18 protein-coding genes and 1 other RNA gene are annotated in these 21347 nt (G+C 50.4%); 10 read left to right on the forward strand and 9 right to left on the reverse strand.

Features of this window, described 5'->3' with window-relative positions; translation table 11 throughout:
* Window positions 1-13 precede the first annotated feature (13 nt).
* Both rpsP and ffh read right to left on the reverse strand, forming a co-directional pair.
* A complete protein-coding gene (gene rpsP / locus L2Y28_RS16475; protein ID WP_022649067.1) occupies window positions 14-262 on the reverse strand; it encodes a 30S ribosomal protein S16 in 249 nt (82 codons plus the stop codon).
* Window positions 263-378: 116 nt separating this feature from the next.
* Complete coding sequence (gene ffh / locus L2Y28_RS16480) at window positions 379-1740, reverse strand: signal recognition particle protein (protein WP_003863132.1); 1362 nt, start codon at window positions 1738-1740, stop codon at window positions 379-381.
* 166 nt (window positions 1741-1906) lie between these two features.
* Here ffh and L2Y28_RS16485 point away from each other — a divergent pair, with 166 nt between their 5' ends.
* A complete protein-coding gene (locus L2Y28_RS16485; RefSeq protein WP_032622392.1) occupies window positions 1907-2698 on the forward strand; it encodes an inner membrane protein YpjD in 792 nt (263 codons plus the stop codon).
* Between the two features lie 19 nt (window positions 2699-2717).
* Complete coding sequence (locus tag L2Y28_RS16490; protein ID WP_026094274.1) at window positions 2718-4004, forward strand: HlyC/CorC family transporter; 1287 nt, start codon at window positions 2718-2720, stop codon at window positions 4002-4004.
* A gap of 52 nt (window positions 4005-4056) precedes the next feature.
* Here the strand turns inward: L2Y28_RS16490 and grpE are convergent, their stop codons facing one another.
* Window positions 4057-4650 (reverse strand): nucleotide exchange factor GrpE, encoded by a 594-nt coding sequence (gene grpE, locus L2Y28_RS16495; protein ID WP_003863126.1) that lies wholly within the window; start codon window positions 4648-4650, stop codon window positions 4057-4059.
* Between the two features lie 122 nt (window positions 4651-4772).
* Between grpE and nadK the strand changes: the two genes are divergently transcribed.
* From nadK to bamE, 3 genes are all read left to right on the forward strand, one after another.
* Window positions 4773-5651 carry an NAD(+) kinase gene (gene nadK, locus L2Y28_RS16500; RefSeq protein ID WP_022649070.1) on the forward strand — a complete coding sequence of 293 codons (879 nt, stop codon included), beginning with the start codon at window positions 4773-4775 and terminating at the stop codon, window positions 5649-5651.
* Window positions 5652-5736: 85 nt separating this feature from the next.
* Window positions 5737-7398: a DNA repair protein RecN gene (gene recN / locus L2Y28_RS16505; RefSeq protein ID WP_022649071.1), complete on the forward strand. Its 1662-nt coding sequence runs from the start codon at window positions 5737-5739 to the stop codon at window positions 7396-7398.
* A 138-nt stretch (window positions 7399-7536) separates the two neighbouring features.
* Window positions 7537-7875 carry an outer membrane protein assembly factor BamE gene (gene bamE / locus L2Y28_RS16510; RefSeq protein ID WP_003863121.1) on the forward strand — a complete coding sequence of 113 codons (339 nt, stop codon included), beginning with the start codon at window positions 7537-7539 and terminating at the stop codon, window positions 7873-7875.
* Between the two features lie 61 nt (window positions 7876-7936).
* On the opposite strand, the gene L2Y28_RS16515 is transcribed toward bamE, so the two are convergent.
* Together L2Y28_RS16515 and L2Y28_RS16520 are read right to left on the reverse strand one after the other, a co-directional pair.
* Window positions 7937-8224, reverse strand: coding sequence for an RnfH family protein (locus L2Y28_RS16515; protein ID WP_003863119.1), 288 nt, complete (start codon window positions 8222-8224; stop codon window positions 7937-7939).
* Window positions 8214-8651 carry a type II toxin-antitoxin system RatA family toxin gene (locus tag L2Y28_RS16520; protein ID WP_003863117.1) on the reverse strand — a complete coding sequence of 146 codons (438 nt, stop codon included), beginning with the start codon at window positions 8649-8651 and terminating at the stop codon, window positions 8214-8216. Before L2Y28_RS16520 ends, L2Y28_RS16515 begins: the two co-directional genes overlap by 11 nt.
* Window positions 8652-8807: 156 nt before the next feature.
* Here L2Y28_RS16520 and smpB point away from each other — a divergent pair, with 156 nt between their 5' ends.
* The 5 genes from smpB to L2Y28_RS16545 all read left to right on the forward strand — a co-directional run bounded on the left by smpB (window position 8808) and on the right by L2Y28_RS16545 (window position 16028).
* Window positions 8808-9290 carry an SsrA-binding protein SmpB gene (gene smpB / locus L2Y28_RS16525; RefSeq protein WP_003863115.1) on the forward strand — a complete coding sequence of 161 codons (483 nt, stop codon included), beginning with the start codon at window positions 8808-8810 and terminating at the stop codon, window positions 9288-9290.
* 89 nt (window positions 9291-9379) lie between these two features.
* Window positions 9380-9743, forward strand: a transfer-messenger RNA (tmRNA) gene (ssrA, locus tag L2Y28_RS16530).
* A 204-nt stretch (window positions 9744-9947) separates the two neighbouring features.
* Entirely contained in the window at window positions 9948-11189 is a 1242-nt protein-coding gene (locus L2Y28_RS16535) for an integrase (protein WP_022649072.1), read from the forward strand.
* Between the two features lie 138 nt (window positions 11190-11327).
* Complete coding sequence (locus tag L2Y28_RS16540) at window positions 11328-14957, forward strand: ATP-binding protein (RefSeq protein WP_022649073.1); 3630 nt, start codon at window positions 11328-11330, stop codon at window positions 14955-14957.
* Between the two features lie 432 nt (window positions 14958-15389).
* Complete coding sequence (locus L2Y28_RS16545; protein ID WP_014226448.1) at window positions 15390-16028, forward strand: hypothetical protein; 639 nt, start codon at window positions 15390-15392, stop codon at window positions 16026-16028.
* Window positions 16029-16429: 401 nt separating this feature from the next.
* Here the strand turns inward: L2Y28_RS16545 and L2Y28_RS16550 are convergent, their stop codons facing one another.
* The 4 genes from L2Y28_RS16550 to L2Y28_RS16565 form a co-directional block, all read right to left on the reverse strand.
* Window positions 16430-17092, reverse strand: coding sequence for a GIY-YIG nuclease family protein (locus L2Y28_RS16550; RefSeq protein WP_022649075.1), 663 nt, complete (start codon window positions 17090-17092; stop codon window positions 16430-16432).
* 251 nt (window positions 17093-17343) lie between these two features.
* Window positions 17344-17541: a hypothetical protein gene (locus L2Y28_RS16555; protein WP_022649076.1), complete on the reverse strand. Its 198-nt coding sequence runs from the start codon at window positions 17539-17541 to the stop codon at window positions 17344-17346.
* Between the two features lie 294 nt (window positions 17542-17835).
* The gene (locus L2Y28_RS16560) at window positions 17836-20034 is read right to left on the reverse strand and encodes a DEAD/DEAH box helicase (protein ID WP_022649077.1); all 2199 of its coding nucleotides are present in this window, start codon (window positions 20032-20034) and stop codon (window positions 17836-17838) included.
* Window positions 20031-21347 (reverse strand): ATP-binding protein, encoded by a 1317-nt coding sequence (locus L2Y28_RS16565; RefSeq protein WP_022649078.1) that lies wholly within the window; start codon window positions 21345-21347, stop codon window positions 20031-20033. Before L2Y28_RS16565 ends, L2Y28_RS16560 begins: the two co-directional genes overlap by 4 nt.

Consider the following 21347-nt stretch of genomic DNA (forward strand, 5'->3'; position numbering starts at 1 on the left):
CCACCGTGACAGATTAAGCTGCTTTGTTTGCTGCTTTGATCAGCGTAGCAACGCGATCGGAAACAGTAGCGCCCTGGCCAACCCAGTGAGCGATACGATCCAGATCCAGACGAGTTTCTTCTTCTGCGCCAGAGGCCAGTGGGTTGAAGAAACCAACGCGCTCAATGAAGCGACCGTTGCGTGCATTACGGCTGTCAGTCACAACAACCTGGTAGAACGGACGCTTTTTAGCGCCGTGACGTGCTAAACGAATAGTTACCATAACATCCTCTTGTGTGAATAAAACAACCGGGCCCCATCGAGGAACGGAGCCCGGGTGTCATATTAAAAGCCCGAAAATTTTACTCATTTTCGGGCAAAAAGCAATCTCAAAAGCGATTATCGCCCAGGAAAACCGGGCGGCATCATGCCTTTCATGCCGCGCATCATCTTCGCCATGCCGCCTTTCTTCATTTTCTTCATCATGCGCTGCATGTCGTCGAACTGTTTCAGAAGGCGGTTAACGTCCTGGACCTGCATGCCGCAACCGGCTGCGATACGGCGCTTGCGGGAACCTTTGATGATTTCTGGCTTCGCGCGCTCTTTCAGCGTCATCGAGTTGATGATTGCCTCCATACGCACCAGCACTTTGTCATCCATCTGGGATTTGACGTTGTCCGGGATCTGCCCCATACCCGGCAGTTTACCCATCAGGCTTGCCATACCGCCCATGTTTTTCATCTGACGCAGTTGCTCAAGGAAGTCGGTCAGATCGAAACCGTCACCTTTTTTCAGCTTGCTGGCGAGTTTTTCAGCCTGCGCGCGGTCAACCTTGCTTTCGATATCTTCGATCAGCGACAGCACGTCGCCCATGCCGAGGATACGGGAGGCAATACGATCCGGGTGGAACGGCTCCAGCGCTTCGGTTTTCTCGCCCACGCCGAGGAACTTAATTGGCTTACCAGTGATATGACGTATAGACAGCGCCGCACCGCCGCGAGCGTCGCCGTCGACTTTGGTCAGCACCACGCCGGTTAACGGCAGGGCTTCGTTAAACGCTTTTGCGGTGTTTGCCGCATCCTGACCGGTCATGGCGTCGACAACAAACAGGGTCTCTACCGGATTGATAGAAGCATGAACCTGCTTGATTTCGTCCATCATCGCTTCGTCAACGTGCAGTCGACCGGCGGTATCCACCAGCAGCACGTCGTAGAATTTCAGCTTCGCCTCTTTCAGCGCCGCGTTAACGATGTCAACAGGCTTCTGCGCCACGTCGGACGGGAAGAAGTCTACGCCAACCTGCTCGGCCAGCGTTTCCAGCTGTTTGATCGCCGCCGGGCGATACACGTCCGCCGAAACCACCAGCACTTTTTTCTTGTGCTTTTCGCGCAGGAATTTCCCCAGCTTACCGACGCTGGTGGTTTTACCCGCACCTTGCAGACCCGCCATCAGCACGACGGCCGGTGGCTGAGCCGCCAGGTTAAGCACCTGATTCTCTTCGCCCATCGCCGAAACCAGCTCGTTACGGACGATTTTGACGAACTCCTGACCCGGAGTCAGGCTCTTGTTAACTTCATGACCAACCGCTTTCTCTTTCACGCGGTTGATAAAATCACGCACGACCGGCAACGCAACGTCTGCTTCCAGCAGCGCCATGCGCACTTCGCGCAGCGTTTCCTTGATGTTCTCTTCGGTGAGGCGTCCACGGCCGCTGATGTTGCGCAGCGTGCGCGACAAACGATCGGTTAAATTATCAAACATTGTCTCTCGCCTGGGGTAGAAACGTTAGGTCGCCTGGGCGACACATACACAGAATTTTGCCGGAGTATAACATGAAGGCGCCTTTGTTGTTATGCAACGGTTGGAGCAGGCGTCACGTAACGTTATACTGCTTCTCTTTCTTATTAAGACAACTGTCGACGCCTATATGCCTGTTTTCGCACCGATCGCCCTTGTTGCCTACTCTGTCAGCCTCGCGCTGATCATTCCTGGCCTGCTGCAAAAAAACAGCGGCTGGCGGCGCATGGCTATTCTTTCGGCAGTGATCGCACTGATTAGCCATGCGTTTGCGCTGGAATCACGCATCATTCCCGGCGACGGCAGCGTGCAAAATCTGAGCGTGCTGAACGTCGGCTCGCTGGTCAGCCTGATGATCTGTACGGTCATGACCATTGTCGCGTCTAAAAATCGTGGCTGGCTGCTGCTGCCGATAGTCTACGCCTTTGCGCTGATCAACCTGGCGTTAGCCACGTTCATGCCCAATGAGTTTATTACCCATCTGGAAGCCACGCCGGGGATGCTGGTGCATATCGGCTTGTCGCTGTTCTCCTACGCGACGCTGATCATCGCCGCCCTTTACGCCATGCAGCTCGCCTGGATCGACTACCAGCTGAAAAATAAAAAGCTGGCGTTTAACCATGAAATGCCGCCGCTGATGGTGATTGAGCGTAAGATGTTCCACATCACCCAGGTCGGCGTGGTTTTGCTGACGCTGACGCTGTGCACGGGCTTGTTTTATATGAAGAACCTGTTCAGCGTGGAGAATATCGATAAAGCGGTCCTCTCCATCATCGCGTGGTTTGTCTATATTGTCCTGTTATGGGGCCATTATCATGAAGGCTGGCGCGGACGTCGCGTGGTCTGGTTCAACGTTGCGGGTGCGGGCATTCTCACGCTTGCCTATTTTGGTAGCCGCTTCATACAGCAATTTGCTGGCTAAGTAACAAAAGGAGTTCCCCCTGGAACACATCTCTACCACCACGCTGATCGTCATTCTGGTCATCATGGTGGTCATCTCCGCTTATTTCTCTGGCTCTGAAACCGGCATGATGACGCTGAACCGCTACCGGTTACGTCATCGCGCCAAGCAGGGTAACCGTGCCGCGCGTCGTGTCGAAAAGCTTCTGCGTAAGCCGGACCGTCTGATTAGCCTGGTGCTTATCGGTAACAACCTGGTCAATATTCTCGCCTCTGCACTGGGCACTATCGTCGGGATGCGTCTGTACGGCAATGCAGGCGTGGCGATTGCCACAGGTGTGCTCACGTTTGTGGTACTGGTGTTTGCGGAAGTGCTGCCCAAAACCATCGCGGCGCTTTACCCGGAAAAAGTCGCCTACCCGAGCAGCTTCCTGTTAGCACCGCTGCTTATTCTGATGATGCCGCTGGTCTGGCTGCTGAATATGGTGACACGGGTGCTGATGCGCATGGTTGGTATAAAGGCAGACGTCACCATCAGTAGCGCGCTCAGCAAAGACGAACTGCGTACCATCGTGAACGAATCCCGCTCGCAGATCTCCCGTCGCAATCAGGACATGCTCCTGTCGGTGCTGGATCTGGAAAAGGTCAGCGTTGACGACATTATGGTGCCGCGCAATGAAATCGTCGGGATTGATATTAACGATGACTGGAAGGCCATTGTCCGCCAGCTGACGCACTCCCCGCACGGGCGTATCGTCCTCTATCGCGATTCTCTCGACGATGCCATCAGCATGCTGCGTGTGCGCGAGGCCTATCGTCTGATGACTGAGAAAAACGAGTTCACCAAAGAGGTGATGCTGCGCGCCGCCGACGAAATTTACTACGTGCCGGAAGGCACCCCGCTGAGCACGCAGCTGGTGAAGTTCCAGCGAAACAAGAAGAAAGTCGGTCTGGTGGTGGATGAATACGGCGACATACAGGGACTGGTGACGGTCGAAGATATTCTGGAAGAGATTGTCGGGGACTTTACCACGTCAATGTCGCCTTCCCTTGCAGAAGAAGTCACCCCGCAAAACGACGGGTCAGTGCTTATCGACGGCAGCGCCAACATTCGTGAAATCAATAAAGCGTTTAACTGGCATTTGCCGGAAGACGAAGCGCGGACGATGAACGGAATGATCCTGGAAGCGCTGGAAGAGATCCCGGCGGCAGGCACGCGCGTGCGCATTGAGCAGTATGATATTGATATTCTGGACGTTCAGGACAACATGATTAAGCAGGTGAAGGTCCTGCCCGTTAAACCTTTACGCGAAAGTATCGCCGAGTAATGTTGTAGGCCGGGTAAGGCGAAGCCGCCACCCGGCACTACGGGTCGGCAAATTACGCTTTCGCTTTCGCCACGGTCACCATCGCAGCGCGAATAGTACGACCGTTCAGGGTATACCCTTTCTGCATCACGCCCAGCACGTTACCCGCGGCAACGTCTTCGGATTCCACCATCGCAATGGCCTGGTGAACGTTTGGATCCAGCGGTACATCCGTATCGGCAATCACTTCAACACCGAACTTACGCACCACATCCAGCATGGATTTCAGCGTCAGCTCGATGCCTTCAATCATCGCCGCGTTATCCGGATTAGCTTTATCCGCCACTTCCAGCGCGCGATCCAGGCTGTCGATCACCGGAAGCAGTTCGTTGACGAATTTCTCCAGCGCAAATTTGTGCGCCTTTTCAACGTCCAGCTCGGTACGACGGCGCAGGTTTTCCATTTCCGCTTTGATACGCAGTACGCCATCGCGTTCGCGATTCTGCGCTTCTACCAACTGAGCTTCCAGATTGGCAATTTTTTCATCGCGCGGGTCCACCTGCTCAGCAGACGTGTCTGGCTCTACTGCCTCAACTTCATCGTGCTGTTCCGTGATAATTTCTTCAGGGGCTTGCCCCTCAGGCGTTTTCTGTTCTTTACTACTCATGAATTTCTCCGCGTTTTTCTGCATTCATCTCGCTAACTTCGCTTATTATGGGGATCAGTTTCCTGGATTCAAGGGAACAAGGCAGATTGTCATCATTCATCAGGCACAAGGACCTCCAGAAAATGAATAATCATTTCAGGTGTATTGGGATCGTCGGCCATCCGCGTCACCCTACCGCATTGACGACACATGAAATGTTGTATCGCTGGCTGTGTGGTAAAGGCTATGAAGTGATGGTCGAGCAGCAGATCGCCCAGGAGTTGCAGCTTAAAAGCGTCAGAACCGGCACGCTGGCGGAAATTGGCCAGCAGGCGGATCTCGCCGTGGTGGTCGGCGGCGACGGCAATATGCTGGGCGCGGCGCGAACGCTGGCTCGCTATGATATTAAGGTTATTGGTATTAACCGTGGCAATCTTGGTTTCCTGACCGACCTCGACCCGGACAATGCGCAACAGCAGCTGGCGGACGTGCTGGAAGGTCACTATATCAGTGAAAAACGGTTTTTACTTGAAGCCCAGGTCTGCCAGCAGGATTGCCAGAAGCGCATCAGCACCGCTATTAACGAGGTGGTTCTCCACCCTGGTAAAGTGGCGCACATGATCGAGTTCGAAGTCTATATCGACGAAATCTTCGCTTTCTCGCAGCGGTCTGACGGGCTGATTATTTCAACCCCGACGGGGTCAACTGCCTATTCGCTTTCAGCCGGAGGCCCAATCCTGACGCCATCGCTGGATGCGATCACCCTGGTGCCGATGTTCCCGCATACGCTCTCGGCGCGTCCGCTGGTGATAAACGGCGACAGCACCATCCGCCTGCGTTTTTCACATCGCCGCAGCGACCTGGAGATCAGCTGCGACAGCCAGATTGCGCTTCCCATTCAAGAAGGAGAAGATGTCCTCATTCGCCGCTGCGATTATCACCTGAACCTTATCCATCCAAAAGATTACAGTTATTTCAATACATTAAGCTCAAAACTCGGCTGGTCAAAAAAATTGTTCTGATTTTACATCCAGCGCTTTACTGTATATAAAACCAGTTTATACTGTATACAAACACAGTTATGGTTTTTCATACAGGAAAACAATTATGCTGGCACAACTGACCATCAGCAACTTTGCCATTGTTCGTGAGCTTGAGATCGACTTCCATAGCGGAATGACGGCGATTACCGGTGAAACCGGTGCAGGTAAATCCATTGCCATTGATGCCCTCGGCTTGTGCCTCGGCGGTCGTGCAGAGGGTGATATGGTGCGCACAGGTGCGGCCCGTGCCGATCTCTGCGCCCGCTTCTCGTTAAAAGACACGCCTGCCGCCCTGCGCTGGCTGGAAGCGAACCAGCTGGAAGATGGACGTGAGTGTTTACTTCGTCGCGTCATCAGCAGTGACGGCCGCTCCCGCGGTTTTATCAATGGTACAGCGGTTCCCCTTTCCCAGCTTCGCGAGCTGGGCCAGCTGCTCATCCAGATCCATGGTCAGCACGCGCACCAGCAGCTAATCAAACCCGAACAGCAGAAAGCCCTGCTCGATGGCTATGCGGGTGAGTACGCGCTTACTCAACTCATGGCTGAGCACTATCGTCAGTGGCATCAAAGCTGCCGCGAACTTGCGCAGCATCAACAGCAAAGCCAGGAGCGTACCGCGCGCGCCGAGCTGCTGGAATATCAGTTGAAAGAGCTGAACGAATTTAACCCTCAGGCGGGTGAATTTGAGCAAATCGACGAGGAGTACAAGCGTCTGGCCAACAGCGGTCAGCTGCTTTCCATCAGTCAGAATGCCCTGAACATGCTGGCGGATGGCGAAGACGTGAATTTGCAGAGCCAACTATATACCGTGCGTCAGCTTGTGACCGAACTGACCGGCATGGACAATAAGCTTTCTGGCGTACTGGAAATGCTGGAAGAGGCCGCAATTCAGATTTCAGAAGCCGGGGATGAGCTGCGCCACTACTGTGAACGTCTGGATCTCGACCCGAACCGTCTGTTCGAGCTTGAGCAACGCATCTCCCGTCAGATTTCACTGGCGCGTAAGCATCACGTTACCCCGGAAGAGCTGCCGAATTACTATCAGTCTCTGCTGGAGGAACAGCAGCAGCTGGACGATCAAGCCGATTCCCTCGAAACCTTGTCTCTGGCGGTTAATCTGCATCATCAGCAGGCGCTGGAAACGGCGAAACGGCTGCACGACGTGCGACAGCACTATGCTCTGGAGCTTAGCCAGCATATTACCGACAGCATGCATACGCTGGCGATGCCGCATGGGGTGTTCACTATTGATGTTCGCTTTGAAGAGCATCACCTGACGGCGGAAGGCGCAGACCGCGTAGAATTCCGCGTCACCACCAACCCAGGCCAGCCTTTACAGGCGATTTCGAAAGTGGCTTCCGGCGGTGAACTGTCGCGTATCGCCCTGGCCATTCAGGTGATTACCGCCCGTAAAATGGAAACCCCGGCGTTGATTTTCGATGAAGTGGATGTGGGTATCAGCGGCCCGACCGCGGCCGTTGTCGGCAAACTGCTGCGTCAGTTGGGTGAATCGACGCAGGTTATGTGTGTGACTCACCTGCCGCAGGTCGCCGGCTGTGGTCATCACCACTTTATCGTTAGCAAGGAAACCGATGGCGAAATGACGGAAACGCACATGAAGCCGCTGGATAAACGCTCACGCTTGCAGGAGCTGGCACGCCTGCTGGGGGGCAGTGAAGTCACCCGTAATACGCTCGCGAATGCGAAAGAACTGCTGGCGGCATAAACTTTTTCGGGATCTCAGGGTCATACAGAACAACAAAAACGCCGCCAGACCAGTTTCAAAGTGGGGCAAGGTCTATTATCATCGGCATATTACATATGAGCCGCGTACTGCTCGGGCCCGAAAAGGAATCAAATCACTATGCGCTGTAAAACGCTGACCGCTGCCGCAGCGGTTCTTCTGATGTTGACCGCAGGCTGTTCCACTCTGGAGAAAGTGGTTTACCGTCCTGACATCAACCAGGGGAACTACCTTACTCCTAACGATGTGTCCAAAATCCGCGTAGGTATGACACAACAGCAGGTCGCTTATGCCCTGGGAACCCCGATGATGTCCGATCCGTTCGGCACAAACACCTGGTTCTATGTATTCCGCCAGCAGCCTGGTCATGAAGATGTGACCCAGCAAACCCTGACGCTGACCTTCAGCAGTGCCGGAGTGCTGACCAACATCGACAACAAGCCTGCCCTGACCAAATAATCAGGCGTCAGCAACGCAAAAAGGTGCTCAATGAGCACCTTTTTTGTGTATGTTTATTTGGCTATTTACCGGATTTCTCTGCTCGCTGACGGCGCAACTCTTTCGGGTCGGCAATCAGCGGACGATAGATTTCAACCCTGTCGCCCTCTTTCAGCACATCACCGAGCTTAACCGGACGGCTATAAATGCCGACTTTATTCTTCGCCAGGTCAATATCACGGCGAAGTTCAAGGATGCCGGAGGCCCGGATAGCCGCCTCAACGGTGGCGCCCTCTTCAAGCGTCACGCGCTGCAAATACTGCTTCTCCGGCAGCGCATACACCACCTCAACAGCAATCTTATGCGACACTGTAAACCTCTTTGGCGCGCGTGGTGAACGCCTGAACCATATTCGAGGCCAGCTCTTTAAATATTCGGCCAAACGCCAGTTCGATCAGCTTATTGGTAAATTCAAAATCCAGATGAAACTCAATGCGGCAGGCGTCAGCGCTCAGTGGCGTAAACTTCCACCCTCCCATCAGTTTTTTAAACGGACCATCCACCAGATGCATCAAAATACTCTGATTGCTCGTCAGGGTATTGCGCGTGGTGAACGTTTTGCTGATCCCCGCTTTGGAGACATCCACGGCCGCAGTCATCTGAGTCGGGCCGGATTCCAGCACCCGGCTACCGGTGCATCCTGGAATAAATTCCGGATAGGACTGAACGTCGTTCACTAACTGATACATTTGTTCCGCGCTGTAGGGAACAAGCGCAGTACGGCTAATCTGAGGCATAGCATTTTCCATGGTCACACAACAGACAAATAATAACATTTATCACCTGTTAAAAAAACGCTAAGCCTTATCTCGTGCTAAGATAGCGCGTTAGACCTCACAGGACGCAATGAGGTGACTTTTTAAAATCAGATTACCGACGGCTTTACGACACTTATGACGAAGAAAAAAGCACATAAACCTGGTTCGGCGACCATTGCGCTCAACAAGCGTGCTCGCCACGAGTATTTCATCGAAGAAGAATTCGAGGCTGGCCTTGCGTTGCAGGGCTGGGAAGTAAAATCGCTGCGTGCCGGGAAAGCCAATATCGGCGACAGCTACGTGATCCTGAAAGACGGTGAGGCCTTCCTGTTCGGCGCGAACTTTACGCCGCTGACCGTCGCCTCTTCACATTACGTCTGCGATCCAACCCGCACCCGTAAGCTGCTGCTGAACAAGCGCGAACTGGAATCCCTCTACGGACGCATCAATCGCGAAGGCTTCACCGTAGTTGCGCTCTCTTTGTACTGGAAAAACGCCTGGTGCAAAGTGAAAATCGGCGTGGCGAAAGGTAAGAAACAGCACGACAAGCGTACTGACCTGAAAGCACGCGAGTGGCAGCTCGACAAAGCACGTATCATGAAAAACGCAGGACGTTGATTCTGCGCGCTTATTGTACTATTCAATAAGTTAGCGTTTCGGGCTGGTATCGAGGAAGTGAAATCTGGTATACTGAGTTCAACACTATTGGGGCTGATTCTGGATTCGACGGGATTTGCGAAACCCAAGGTGCATGCCGAGGGGCGGTTTGCCTCGTTAAAAGCCGCAAAAAAATAGTCGCAAACGACGAAAACTACGCTTTAGCAGCTTAATAACCTGCTAAGAGCCCTCTCTCCCTAGCTTCCGCTCTTAAGACGGGGATCAAAGAGAGGTCAAACCCAAAAGAGATCGCGTGGAAACCCTGCCTGGGGTTGAAGCGTTAAAACTAATCAGGCTAGTTCGTTAGTGGCGTGTTTGTCCGCAGCTGGCGTGCGAATGTAAAGATAAACTAAGCATGTAGTACCGAGGATGTAGAAATTTCGGACGCGGGTTCAACTCCCGCCAGCTCCACCAAAATTCTCCATCGGTGATTACCAGAGTCATCCGATGAAGTCCTAAGAGCCCGCACGGCGCAAGCCCTGCGGGCTTTTTTGTGCCTGTAATTTGTCCCGCGAAGTCCGATGCCAACTAATTAAATCCGAACCTTTTAGGCACCTTGTTAGGCACCTCATAAAGCTTTACTGTTTTTGAGGTGCCTAAAACTATGGAAACCCGGCAATGGCAAGACAAACCAAACCTCTATCCGTTAAAGAAATCGAATCTGCTAAACCCAAGGAAGCGGACTACGTTCTCTATGATGGCGATGGCCTTGAGCTACTCATCAAATCCAGCGGGAGTAAAATCTGGCAATTTCGCTACATTCGCCCTGTCACCAAGAAACGTGCGAAGAAGAGCATCGGCCCCTACCCGTCAGTTACACTTGCCGATGCCAGAAACTACCGGGCAGAGTCTCGCTCACTCCTCGCGAAACAAATCGATCCACAGGAGCATCGGCAAGAACAACTTCGCAGTTCGCTGGAAGCCAAAACCAATACTTTCCAACTCGTGGCTGAGCGTTGGTGGAATGTGAAGAAAGCTAGTGTGACAGAGGACTATGCTGAAGATATCTGGCGCTCTCTTGAGAGAGATGTCTTTCCTGCGATTGGCGACGTTAGCGTCACAGATATTAAAGCTCATACACTGGTTCAGGCCGTTCAACCTGTTCAGGCCAGAGGGGCCCTAGAAACCGTTCGTCGTCTTTGTCAACGTATCAATGAAGTCATGATATATGCCCAGAACACAGGCCTGATTGATGCTGTACCCAGTGTCAACATTGGCAAGGCATTTGAGAAGCCGCAGAAGAAGAATATGCCAAGTATTCGCCCGGATCAGTTGCCTCAGTTGATGCAAACGATGCGAACAGCCAGCATTAGCCTTTCAACACGCTGCTTGTTCATGTGGCAACTTCTTACTATCACCCGTCCCGCCGAAGCGGCTGAAGCTCGCTGGGATGAAGTAGACTTAGAAGCCCGAGAATGGAAGATTCATGCAGCACGCATGAAAATGAACCGCGACCATACTGTTCCATTGTCAGATGAAGCAATTGCGATACTGGAGATGATGAAGCCGTTAAGTGGAAATCGAGAATTTATCTTTCCCAGCCGCATCAAGCCAAACCAGCCGATGAACAGTCAAACCGTTAACGCATCGCTTAAACGCGCAGGTTTTGGCGGGGTGCTCGTTTCACACGGTTTGCGATCTATTGCCAGTACAGCTCTCAACGAGCAAGGTTTTCCGCCTGATGTGATTGAAGCAGCACTGGCTCATGTAGACAAAAATGAGGTACGTCGCGCTTATAACCGCAGTGATTACCTTGAGCAACGGCGATCGATGATGCAATGGTGGGCTGATTTTGTTATGGCTGCTGATCGCGGAAGTATGATTGAGAGAGGTATGAGGGGAGAGCGTTTAGCGGGATGACGGATAATTAATGACAGTTCCCACTTTAGTAGTGGGCCAGATGAGAATTTATATTTCAAGCGAAAGCTAATAGTTTTAGAAATCAAGCTAATTAGCATAATATCTCTTAATTGAAGGGATATGGAGCCGCAGAAATAAATGAAGACACGGCAGTATGCGCAAAAATCAATCTTCGATCTGGAAGCAATCTTCGAGCAGTCCAGCAACAATGTTAGCGAACTTGAACAGTTGTTGAGCGAGCTGACCTTTCGCAACACTGCCAGGGCGCGGACGCTGACGGCTAAAATCGAGCAATCTCTATTTGCACTTAGCGGCCACAGCGTGGTCGCCATGTCGGCTTCCAGCCCATCATCACGCCATCCCGATTCGGTGTCCATTCAATCTTCTCGAGTTGTGCCCCACAATTCGCCTGCTGCGGAAGAGCAACTGCAACTGAAGGCCATCCCAGACTCTGCCATACGAGAGCAATTCGACAAAGACCAAATCGACCTTGGTCCGATCCCGTCTTTTTCTCCATCAGGTAAGGCGAATGATGCGCGAGCAATACTGGCAGCATGGACAGCCCTCGAAGCACTGTCGCCTCAAGGTTATAAATGCCCAGAGGATATGGCAACCGGCGACCGCTCTAGGGTTGCTCTATTGGAGCGAGGTGTTCCATGGGGACCAAATGCCCGCAGCAAGCCCAGTTATAAGCTTTATTTCGAGGTCATCCTCGGCTCCATCGCTCTCGACAAGGCGACGGACGAGCTGGTCAAGGTTTTTGGCGAGGATGAGGAGCGTTCACGCCCGGACGGTAAGAAAGCGGCCATCGGCTCGATCCTGATCGACAAAGAAGGCTTTGTGCTTGAGGACAAAGGCGTTGCCGTGTCCAGTTTTGCCTGGGCACTCAAGCCGGCTCTCGATCTGAAGCTTGGGAGTTTAGGAAATTGGCCGAATGTTGAGCCGCGCATTATCGAGCATCTGGATCGAATGGTTCGCCATCACAACAAAGATGGAGAACCCATACCGATCGATCTGAATGTTGTTCATAACGCTTATAAATGGCTTGTATCGCAGTTCAGTGTACCCGAGCATTTGGTTGAGCCACCCACATTCGCGATTAAGGTGTTTCATCATTTCAAGGCTAAGGCGCCGCCTGAACCTTCGTTACTGAATTCCTTCTATCTTGAAGATCTCGGTGAAGCAACCAAATTGCTCGAGACGGGCAAAGCCGGAACCGGTTTGCGCCGCTACATGGGAATTGGCAGACCTGACCAGAAAATCGACGTGCTATCGCCCATTTCCGCAGTTGAGCCGTTCGTCGCACCGTCGCTCATGCCGCAGGCTCGTTGGCCTTCGAAAGGCGGCCATCCACTGGTGCTGCTTCAACAGGCTGCCGTGAATGCGGCGCGTGCTGAGCTGAATGATGCTCCAGGTATCATCGGCGTCAATGGGCCTCCGGGAACCGGAAAGACCACTCTTCTCCGGGATATCGTCGTTGGATGCATTCTCGATCGAGCCACGGCGATGTCCGGCTTCAACAAACCGCAGGATGCCTTTTCCACAACAGGCGAGAAGCTGGCATTCGGTTCCAATGCATTCCTGCACTTCTACAAGTTACATGCATCCTTGAAGGGCCATGAGATCGTCGTAGCCTCCTCCAATAACAAAGCAGTCGAAAACGTCAGTAAAGAGCTTCCTCTCAAGGAAGCCAATGGTCGCCATGAACAGATCGCCTACTTCCGGTCCATCAGCGACCTGATTGCGAATCCCAAACGCGCCGGCTATTTCGAAGCCGAGGCCGAGGGGGGCATCCCCTCCGACACTGTCGAAACCTGGGGGTTGATCGCCGCAGCTCTCGGCAAGAGCAGCAACCGAGGCGCGTTTCAGCAAGGTTTCTGGTGGAATGAAGACGGTGGTTTCCTTACCTACCTGAAAGCAGCTCGCGGCATAAATGTCATGCGTGAGATCAAGGACGAGCGAACTGGCGAAACCATCGATCGCGTGATGCCCAGCGTGGTTGTCAATGAGCGGCCCAGCACCAACGAAGCGGATGCTGCGGCGGCCTGGCAGAAAGCGCGAACCGCCTTTCTTAAACTTAAGGAGACGATAGACGCCGAAATCGCCAGCATCGAAGAGATGCGACGGGATATCCAGGCGCTCAAGGGAGCGATCACCGAACTTCAAAGGGCTGAACAGCGTCGACCGAGTCTGAATGAAGCCGTCGAAGAAGCACACAAGACTGCTGAATCCTGCCAACGAGAGCATGAGAAGGCAAAATCGCAGATCGAGCAGGACAAGATCATGCTCGACAGCCATCTTGCTTGCCGTCCAGGTTTCTTCTCCCGTTTGTTTGCGACTGCGGCCTGGAAGTCGTGGAGATCGACACTGCAGAAGCTCTCGGCGACCTTGCAGCAATCAGTCATACGGGCGCAGGGGACGGACGGTGCCCTAGAGCTTGCAAGGGCTGAGTGGAGCAATACTGAGTCCCAGTTACAGCAACTCGACCAGGAAATTTCCAGCAAATGTCAGGCTGTCTCGAAATTGAAGGCAACCGAGGCACAGGCACGAAACCGTATGGGAGACAGGGTCGTTGATGAGAGGTTCTTCGAACGCGAGCACGAGTCTATCCACCTCACTGCACCATGGCTTCCCGATGAGGTTCATTGCCTGCGGGAGGATCTTTTCGCCGCTGCCCTGACTGTGCATAAAACGTTCATCGATGCTTCGGCCAGCCGCTTGCAACACAATCTTGGGTTATTGATGTCAGGCATGGTAGCTGGTGCCTTCCAGTCTTCCGCTCACCGTGAACTTCTCCCCGACCTTTGGTCAAGCCTTTTCGTGGTTGTGCCGACCGTGTCCACGACATTCGCCTCTGTTCGGACGATGTTCGGGGATCTGCCACCAGAGAGCATTGGTTGGCTTCTGGTAGATGAAGCGGGCCAAGCCGTTCCTCAGGCAGCAGTTGGAGCTATCATGCGGGCAAAGCGCTCCATCGTGGTAGGTGACCCGTTGCAAATCCCACCTGTAGTTTCACTTCCTGAAAAGCTGAACGCCGAAATCTGCAAGTTCTTTGACATTGACCAAGTCCAATGGTCTGCCCCCGCAGCATCTACACAGACCCTTGCTGATCAGGCATCGCGCTTCAAATCCACCTTCGTCATGGACGTAGGTGATCGAGAAGTCGGGCTGCCATTGCTCGTTCACAGGCGTTGCCAGAACCCAATGTTTGATGTTTCTAACTCCATCGCCTATGCCGGGCAGATGGTCCATGCTGTCGGGCCTAAAAAACCCGGATCTATCGGCTCGGCTTTGGGGAGATCTCACTGGGTGGATATCAATGGCGATGCTGAGACGAAGTGGTGTCCCGACGAGGGCGAAGCGGTTGTGAGAATGCTCAAAGAGCTGGCAGCATCGGGCATTACAAATCCGGACGTATTTATCATCACACCATTCAAGATCGTAGAGCAGAACATGCGTCGGCGTCTCGACAGTGAAACTGATCTGCTTCGAACGTTCGGCGTAAAGCTGGATGAATGGTGCCGTGATCGTGTAGGCACAATCCACACGTTCCAGGGTCGAGAGGCGGACACGGTAATCCTGTTGCTGGGTGCGCCGAAAGCGAGTCAGCAAAGGGCACGTCAGTGGGCGGCAAGCCCACCAAACATAATCAATGTAGCCGTCTCACGCGCCAAGCAAAACCTGTATGTGGTCGGCTCGGCTGCTGCATGGACAGGGGCGGGAACTAGCCTTCAGGTCCTGCATCGGCAATTGGCGAAATCAGCCTAACAATCTCCGAGGTGGCCCTCATTATTGAGGGCTCATCGCGACTCATTCTTGGCTAACTTCAGTAATGGGCTGGCCGCTATGTGTTAAAATCTGACATTGCTCACATAATAGTCAAGCAGTCACTTTTCACCGCCCATCCAAGCTTGATACTTCTTACCGCTCCCCTTATATCCACACTGAGGAATAACCTCTGACATGGCTAAGGAGTATGATTATGGGGCTTAAACTTGGTCCAAAACCAATCGCAAAATCAACAGGAAAACCCGATCAACGCAGACGTGATAATAAGGATACACCCGGCAATACCCCAGGACTGAAACCAAGCAAACCAACTGGGAAGTAATCGTTCAAGGGTATGGAGAATTCATCTATACCCTTATCTCATCAAATCAGTCTGCTTTAGCCCGTTTAGTGCCAGGAGCGGACGTTGGCTTGAAGCGTCTCTTTTCTGTGATGCTCGCCAAGAGTAGCGGATCTATAAAAAAACACTCTATCCGGTATAATCTCTTTCATGTTTTCTTTTCGGTATCTAACACCATGAGCATGTCAGCATTACAACCTCAGATAGTTAAAGCAATGAAACCAAAACATGGAAAGGATTGGATGTTAGTCCGTGGAGACACGGTTTTCGTCCGCTTTTTAGCTCAAAATGATGATGGTAATTCTTTTGAAGTGCAGACACCAACGAGGCCCGAAGAGAGAATTCGCACTGGGGGTGGTTTGACTGTCGGATACAAGCTGCCAGTAAACCAGAAGCTCCTTTTTTCGGTCGCTGAGACGTTAGCCCAAGAAAATCATCTTCAACCTGAGAAAAAAGTAGACCGCTTTCAGAATAATTGCATCTCCATGTTTTCCATTACTATAGATCAAGGCAAAACTATACAAGATGAGGTCAACGAGGAATGGGTCACTCGCTTCTTTGAACTCTACGATGCTCATGGAATTTCGACGAATATTGTCGAACCTAGCATGGTCGATATTTATTCTGACCTATGTGTTGAGGATGGCGAAGACGTTTATCTGAGTGATGGTATGTACATGCGCCCAGACGGGACAACTTACGAACGTTGATAATGTAGGGGCGAAAGCATAAATCAATTCCCGGTTGATAGCTGGGATATCACTTAACCATATCCGATAATTAGTCCAAGTAGCCCAACATTTCAGGCGACTGCTCGTATTCATGACCACTCTATGAGTTAGTTCGCCGCCACGCTCTGGACTTATTTCTCTGCTTTCAGACGATCTACTATCTCCTTCTCTCTTCATAAATAGACAAAAGCCCGCTCCTCGCTCTCAGCAGACCTTTATCGGCAGGTACTTGTCTGCTGTGTGCCAGAAGCAGATATGATTATATAATTCTTTAACCAATGGATGAGAAAAAAATTCTGGAACTTATTAAAACTTCATAACTTTAAATCACCTCATTCATTAATTAATCATTAACTGTATGGTTAAAAGAACAAAACTTATTATTTATTATTAACTTGTTTTGCTAAAGAGCTATAAACCAAATCAACGAAAACATATTTTTCGCATTCCCAAGGTTCACTAATTGATGGGTTTACTAAATCGGGCTTCCCCCCCATTAGACTATGTATGTGCGAATAAACACCAATCCTTTCTGCGAGTTGCATTAGTTTCATTTGATGTTCTGGTGGGAGCACCTTATTTCTAAACCATGTTGTAAATATATGCTTAGTAAGTTCTTTAGTACATATAAACCATTCGCCTTGACGTCTTTCGTTGCTAAATTTTTCATGTAGATAATTTTCTTTTTCTGATCCACCAGGTTCCAAAGCGTGTAATATTAATTGACCAAATGTACCTGTTTGTAAGTTAGATAATCTTTTTAGCACATTATTGGAACGTCCTATTTTCACATAAAGCCCCGAATAAGGATTATTTTTATCTGAAGAACCGGCCCAAGTATCAGGTGCTTGTAAAATATAATAAATACTACTTACTTTTCCACTCGATACACTATTTGCCCAAGTTTGCCACTCTTCCATCCAGCTATTTGCATCTTCCTTCGTGTCAAAAGTGTGACTTGTATAGTATAATTCACCACTATCCAATAACATATCGAAAACATATTCCCCACTCGCAATCATTCTTAAGTTGTCGGTTCTCATGGAAGTATCTCATAAATTTACAGGGATATATAAAATGGACTTTACTACACTTATTAAGTGATATCCATTTTTATTGTTCCAATTGCAGTGTTCTCATCCATTATGTTACCATCTGATTATTTCATTATTTAATTTAAACAACTTATTGCTAGTGATAACGGTTTGATGCCCGCTTCTCACTCCAATCTAACTTTCAGAATAAATTTGATCTAAAATATCTCAAATAGGCCGTCAGTAAATATGGACCATTTTTAATCAGTTAGAGGATCAATCTGATTTTCTCTAATAAGATTTCGCAACGCAGTACGAGCAGCAGCGATTTCTGTCATCCCATTAAGAACCACGCTGGACTGTCCTCCTCTCACCCCAAAGACTGTAACCATATTCTCTTCACAGAAATACTCACCTTCATACTGTAGGCCATCTTTCTCTACTCGAATGTATGGCATAACAACCTCATTTAAGGATCTTTTGTTTGAATCATATCCCCACAAAATAATTTAATCAATCTCACCCAAAACTACACGCGATGCTTGTCTTGTAAGCACTGCACTTAACCGAACCATTCGATTTTAGAGATCCTGCGTACAGTTCAGTTATGCTTGTAAGGCTAATGTCCGCTCCTCGCTCAAAGCAGACCTTATGACCTCGATTTCTGGCAGATCCGAGCCAAGAGCAAAAATTGATATCATCAATCGGCCTCAAGCTTAAGGGGAACATCTCCCCCTTTTTGTGTAACCAGTTTACTGAAGATGTTCTTTCAGCCAGGTACACGCGCCTTCAATGTCATACGCTTTTTCCCCAAATCCTTTCGCAAGCAGAAAATCTGGTAAATATTCATCATATTTATCTAAGTACTTTTCTGGAACATTTACAGCAAGATCAAACGCTGAGGGCAAGTATGACAACAGCAGGCCTTTAAGGGCCTGTTGAACAGAAGTGATACTTGAGCCGTCAATTTCTATAACTCCAGCCAATGAATTAGCTTTAAAGCCACAACGTATGAGCAAGGCTGTAATCGTATTCACAACTTTATCCCCCATCCAGGGAATTACATAACAGTGTTGCCCACTCGTAATAAAATACTCATTTTGCAGGTTATAACGCTGAAAGTTACTACAGCCTTCCGCAAATAGGTTTCTGGCGGCAGCATCGGCATAATCTACTTTCTTGCCGCCTATTGCTATGCGGTAATCACCTTCCCTATAGATAGCGAGCATTTCCTGACGAACGGCATCATGAACAGACATTCCTCCACCACTAAATTGTGGTGGCTGACCGCCTTTGGTCGCCTCTACGTAGATAACTTTTTTCTCTGTCTCAATCTCTGTCACTTTCCAGCGCCGCCCACCGAAGATGATGTGTTGGTCTGGTAGCAGTGGGGAATCTACAGGCACTGTTCCAAGGGTTCTGTTTCCAGTGACAATGCGGAACTCTTCTGGTGTATTGAACACAGCATAAAAAGTGTAATGGTTAGTCAGTTTCTCCCCTTCTGCCCCAACAACCATTTCGCCGCTAGCAAGTTGAGTGAGCAGGCCACATGTTCCCATATGTTTAAGCAGACTTTTAAAATCGTTCAAATCTACATTTCTAAATGGCCCTGTCTGGCATAGTTGTACCCAGAGCTGATCGGCACGAACTCCGCCCCATTGTGCGGTAATAGCAAGGATCTGGTGTAGCAGCGTGGAGTAATGCATCTGTTGAACATCAGCTGGTTCAAACCATTGTTTAGAGATCATCAATCTGATCATTGCCATCGACTGGACCAGTTGCAGCCGTAGGTGGTCAACAATGCTGCTATTAACAGTAAGCTCATTTTCTGTAATTAGCATTCTGAGTACTGATGGGGAATCGCGTCGCCCAGAACGCCCCATACGCTGGCGCAAACTGGAAACAGAATGCGGAGGCGTAACTTGGATAACCGACTTAACCTTACCGATATCAATTCCCAACTCAAGCGTCATTGTACAAACAGCTGTTGTGGGCAAATTTCCTTTCTGAAGACGAGATTCAAGCGCCTCACGTAATTCCTTGGCAAGGGAACCATGGTGGGGGAAAAATTCATTCGGAACAATTTGTTCCTCACACATGTCGTTCAGCGTTGCCGCAATGCTTTCAGTGCGTTTTCGGCTGTTTGCAAAGACCAAATGAGAATCGCCACGGCAAAGTCTAAAAATGTCAGCGCAAACGTCATGTTCAGCTGAACTCTGAAGTTCTTCCTCTTTTTGGATCACTCGCTCCAGGTACCCTTTGACCTGTACCTGAAGAGTGGTCGTGCTATTACTATCTGTAATAGTTACGCAGGGGAGTCGTTTGTCCGGGCGCAACATTTCGGGCACTTTCTCCAGTTCCCCCAGCGTGGCACTCAACGCTACGCGGGGAATTGGATTTACCTGGCGTCCTAGCACATGGTCAATTCTATTGAGCAGAGAAAGCAGCTGTACACCACGCTCTGAGCCAATAAAAGCATGAAACTCATCAATAACGATGTATGCGACTGAAGAAAACGCCTGTTTGAGCCAGCCCATTGAATTTATGAGCAATGACTCAAGTGACTCAGGTGTAATCAGTAAAATACCAGCAGGGTTCGTCCGAGCCTTCTTCTTTTTACTTTGTGGTATATCCCCATGCCAGGGAGTCACTGGCATTTCCAATGCATCTCCAAGGCTCCCAAGACGACGGTACTGATCGTTAATCAATGCCTTCAACGGACTGATATAGACGATGCCAAATCCATTCGTGAGATCTGCAACTGCCGAACAGGCAGGAAGAAAGAAAGCCTCTGTTTTACCCGCTGCTGTACCTGCACTGATTAGCACGTCTCGATCACGGGCTAAAATTACCGGGATAGAACTCTCCTGCAAGGGCCTTAATGTAGACCACCCCTGCTTGTAAACCCACTTACGGACGCGGGGATCGAGGCTATCGTAGGCTCTGCTCATAGTTTGAAGTTCGCCAGTCCGTCGTCGTCATCGCTTTCCTCCGTAGTGGCGTCATCCATATCGCTGGGCCTGTCCTCTTCAATCGCCACACCCTCGATTAGTGCTTGCCAGTTCATCGTTCTGTTTTGTTCCAGCACGGCCAGCATGTCCAGGAAACCTTTTATGGTATTACGGGGGGTACGGAAGTAAGCGTCTCCAATGGTTTTACTACAGTGATGCAGGAATCCAGTCAGTGCCTCATCTGGTACCAGATAATTCTCTGGATCTCCACCTGCATAAACATGACGAAGATTTCTCAGCAAAATATACAGTTCCTCAGGGGTGAGGCTGGCAAGATGCAAAGTGGGGGATGAGTAGTCAATCACTCCTGCTTTTTGCGCGAACCGGTTTTCCGCCAGACGCGACTGGAGCGCCTCATAGCTGTAAAGACCTTTACGCGGATCGAAAAGAAACTCTGGCGTACCCCCGAGGATAAAACCAATGTTCTCGGCTGAGCCTTGCAGGCAGTCATTCAGGATCCGCAAAATCTGTTCGTAGTTCGCTGTTCTTGCTTGCGTATTATTCAGCTTAAAGAGGTTCACCATTTCGTCGAGGCTGACCAAAAGACCGGCATAGCCTGCCTGGCGGACAAAAAGGCTCATCAGCTTCAAAGAATCATAGAATGATGCGTCTGAGATAATAGTCCGAACATCGAGATCGTTACGGGCATCAGTTTTGGTGGTGTACTCTCCCCGCAACCAGCGAATAGCATTGGATTTTAGCGTTTCGTTATCCTGCTCATGCCCGCGCCAGAATGCATCAATGACCTTCGCAAAGTCATATCCACCCACCATATCTGACAGAGCTGCCAGGCGTTTATGAATAACTGATGAAACCTCGGAGCCGTCCGTGTCCGCTTCCTTTCTTGCCTCCGTAACGAATCTTTCAACAACGCTAAGTAACGCATTACCATCCGGCTTGTTTCTGGTGGACATGTTTTTCATAAGCTCAGAATAGAGATTACGAGCCTGACCTCCCGATGAGTGAATGCGTCTGTCAGGAGAAAGGTCTGCACTGACAGACACCAGCTTCTTCTCTAGCGCAATAGAGCGCACAACACTCAGAAAGAACGTTTTACCAGAACCATATTCACCGATGATAAGTCTGAAGCTTGAACCACCGTCAGCAATCCTCTCAATATCTTGATGGAGAGCGGTGATCTCATTCACGCGGCCAACCTGGATATGCTGAATGCCTATCCTTGGCGTTACACCTGACTTAAGTGACTGAATAATAGCGTCACGTTCTTTCACTCTTATACGTGTTACAGACAT

Origin of the sequence: Enterobacter sp. JH25 (assembly GCF_021725435.1) — a bacterium.
Lineage (GTDB): Bacteria > Pseudomonadota > Gammaproteobacteria > Enterobacterales > Enterobacteriaceae > Enterobacter > Enterobacter intestinihominis.

Excerpts from the sequence above, each read along its gene's own strand:
- recN (WP_022649071.1), top strand. The coding sequence starts at position 5,737 with ATGCTGGCACAACTGACCATCAGCAACTTTGCCATTGTTCGTGAGCTT.
- L2Y28_RS16560 (WP_022649077.1), bottom strand. The coding sequence starts at position 20,034 with ATGAGCAGAGCCTACGATAGCCTCGATCCCCGCGTCCGTAAGTGGGTT.
- bamE (WP_003863121.1), top strand. The coding sequence starts at position 7,537 with ATGCGCTGTAAAACGCTGACCGCTGCCGCAGCGGTTCTTCTGATGTTG.
- nadK (WP_022649070.1), top strand. The coding sequence starts at position 4,773 with ATGAATAATCATTTCAGGTGTATTGGGATCGTCGGCCATCCGCGTCAC.
- ffh (WP_003863132.1), bottom strand. The coding sequence starts at position 1,740 with ATGTTTGATAATTTAACCGATCGTTTGTCGCGCACGCTGCGCAACATC.
- L2Y28_RS16565 (WP_022649078.1), bottom strand. The coding sequence starts at position 21,347 with ATGTCTGTAACACGTATAAGAGTGAAAGAACGTGACGCTATTATTCAG.
- L2Y28_RS16520 (WP_003863117.1), bottom strand. The coding sequence starts at position 8,651 with ATGCCTCAGATTAGCCGTACTGCGCTTGTTCCCTACAGCGCGGAACAA.
- L2Y28_RS16555 (WP_022649076.1), bottom strand. The coding sequence starts at position 17,541 with ATGCCATACATTCGAGTAGAGAAAGATGGCCTACAGTATGAAGGTGAG.
- rpsP (WP_022649067.1), bottom strand. The coding sequence starts at position 262 with ATGGTAACTATTCGTTTAGCACGTCACGGCGCTAAAAAGCGTCCGTTC.
- L2Y28_RS16550 (WP_022649075.1), bottom strand. The coding sequence starts at position 17,092 with ATGAGAACCGACAACTTAAGAATGATTGCGAGTGGGGAATATGTTTTC.
- L2Y28_RS16535 (WP_022649072.1), top strand. The coding sequence starts at position 9,948 with ATGGCAAGACAAACCAAACCTCTATCCGTTAAAGAAATCGAATCTGCT.
- grpE (WP_003863126.1), bottom strand. The coding sequence starts at position 4,650 with ATGAGTAGTAAAGAACAGAAAACGCCTGAGGGGCAAGCCCCTGAAGAA.
- L2Y28_RS16485 (WP_032622392.1), top strand. The coding sequence starts at position 1,907 with ATGCCTGTTTTCGCACCGATCGCCCTTGTTGCCTACTCTGTCAGCCTC.
- L2Y28_RS16540 (WP_022649073.1), top strand. The coding sequence starts at position 11,328 with ATGAAGACACGGCAGTATGCGCAAAAATCAATCTTCGATCTGGAAGCA.
- smpB (WP_003863115.1), top strand. The coding sequence starts at position 8,808 with ATGACGAAGAAAAAAGCACATAAACCTGGTTCGGCGACCATTGCGCTC.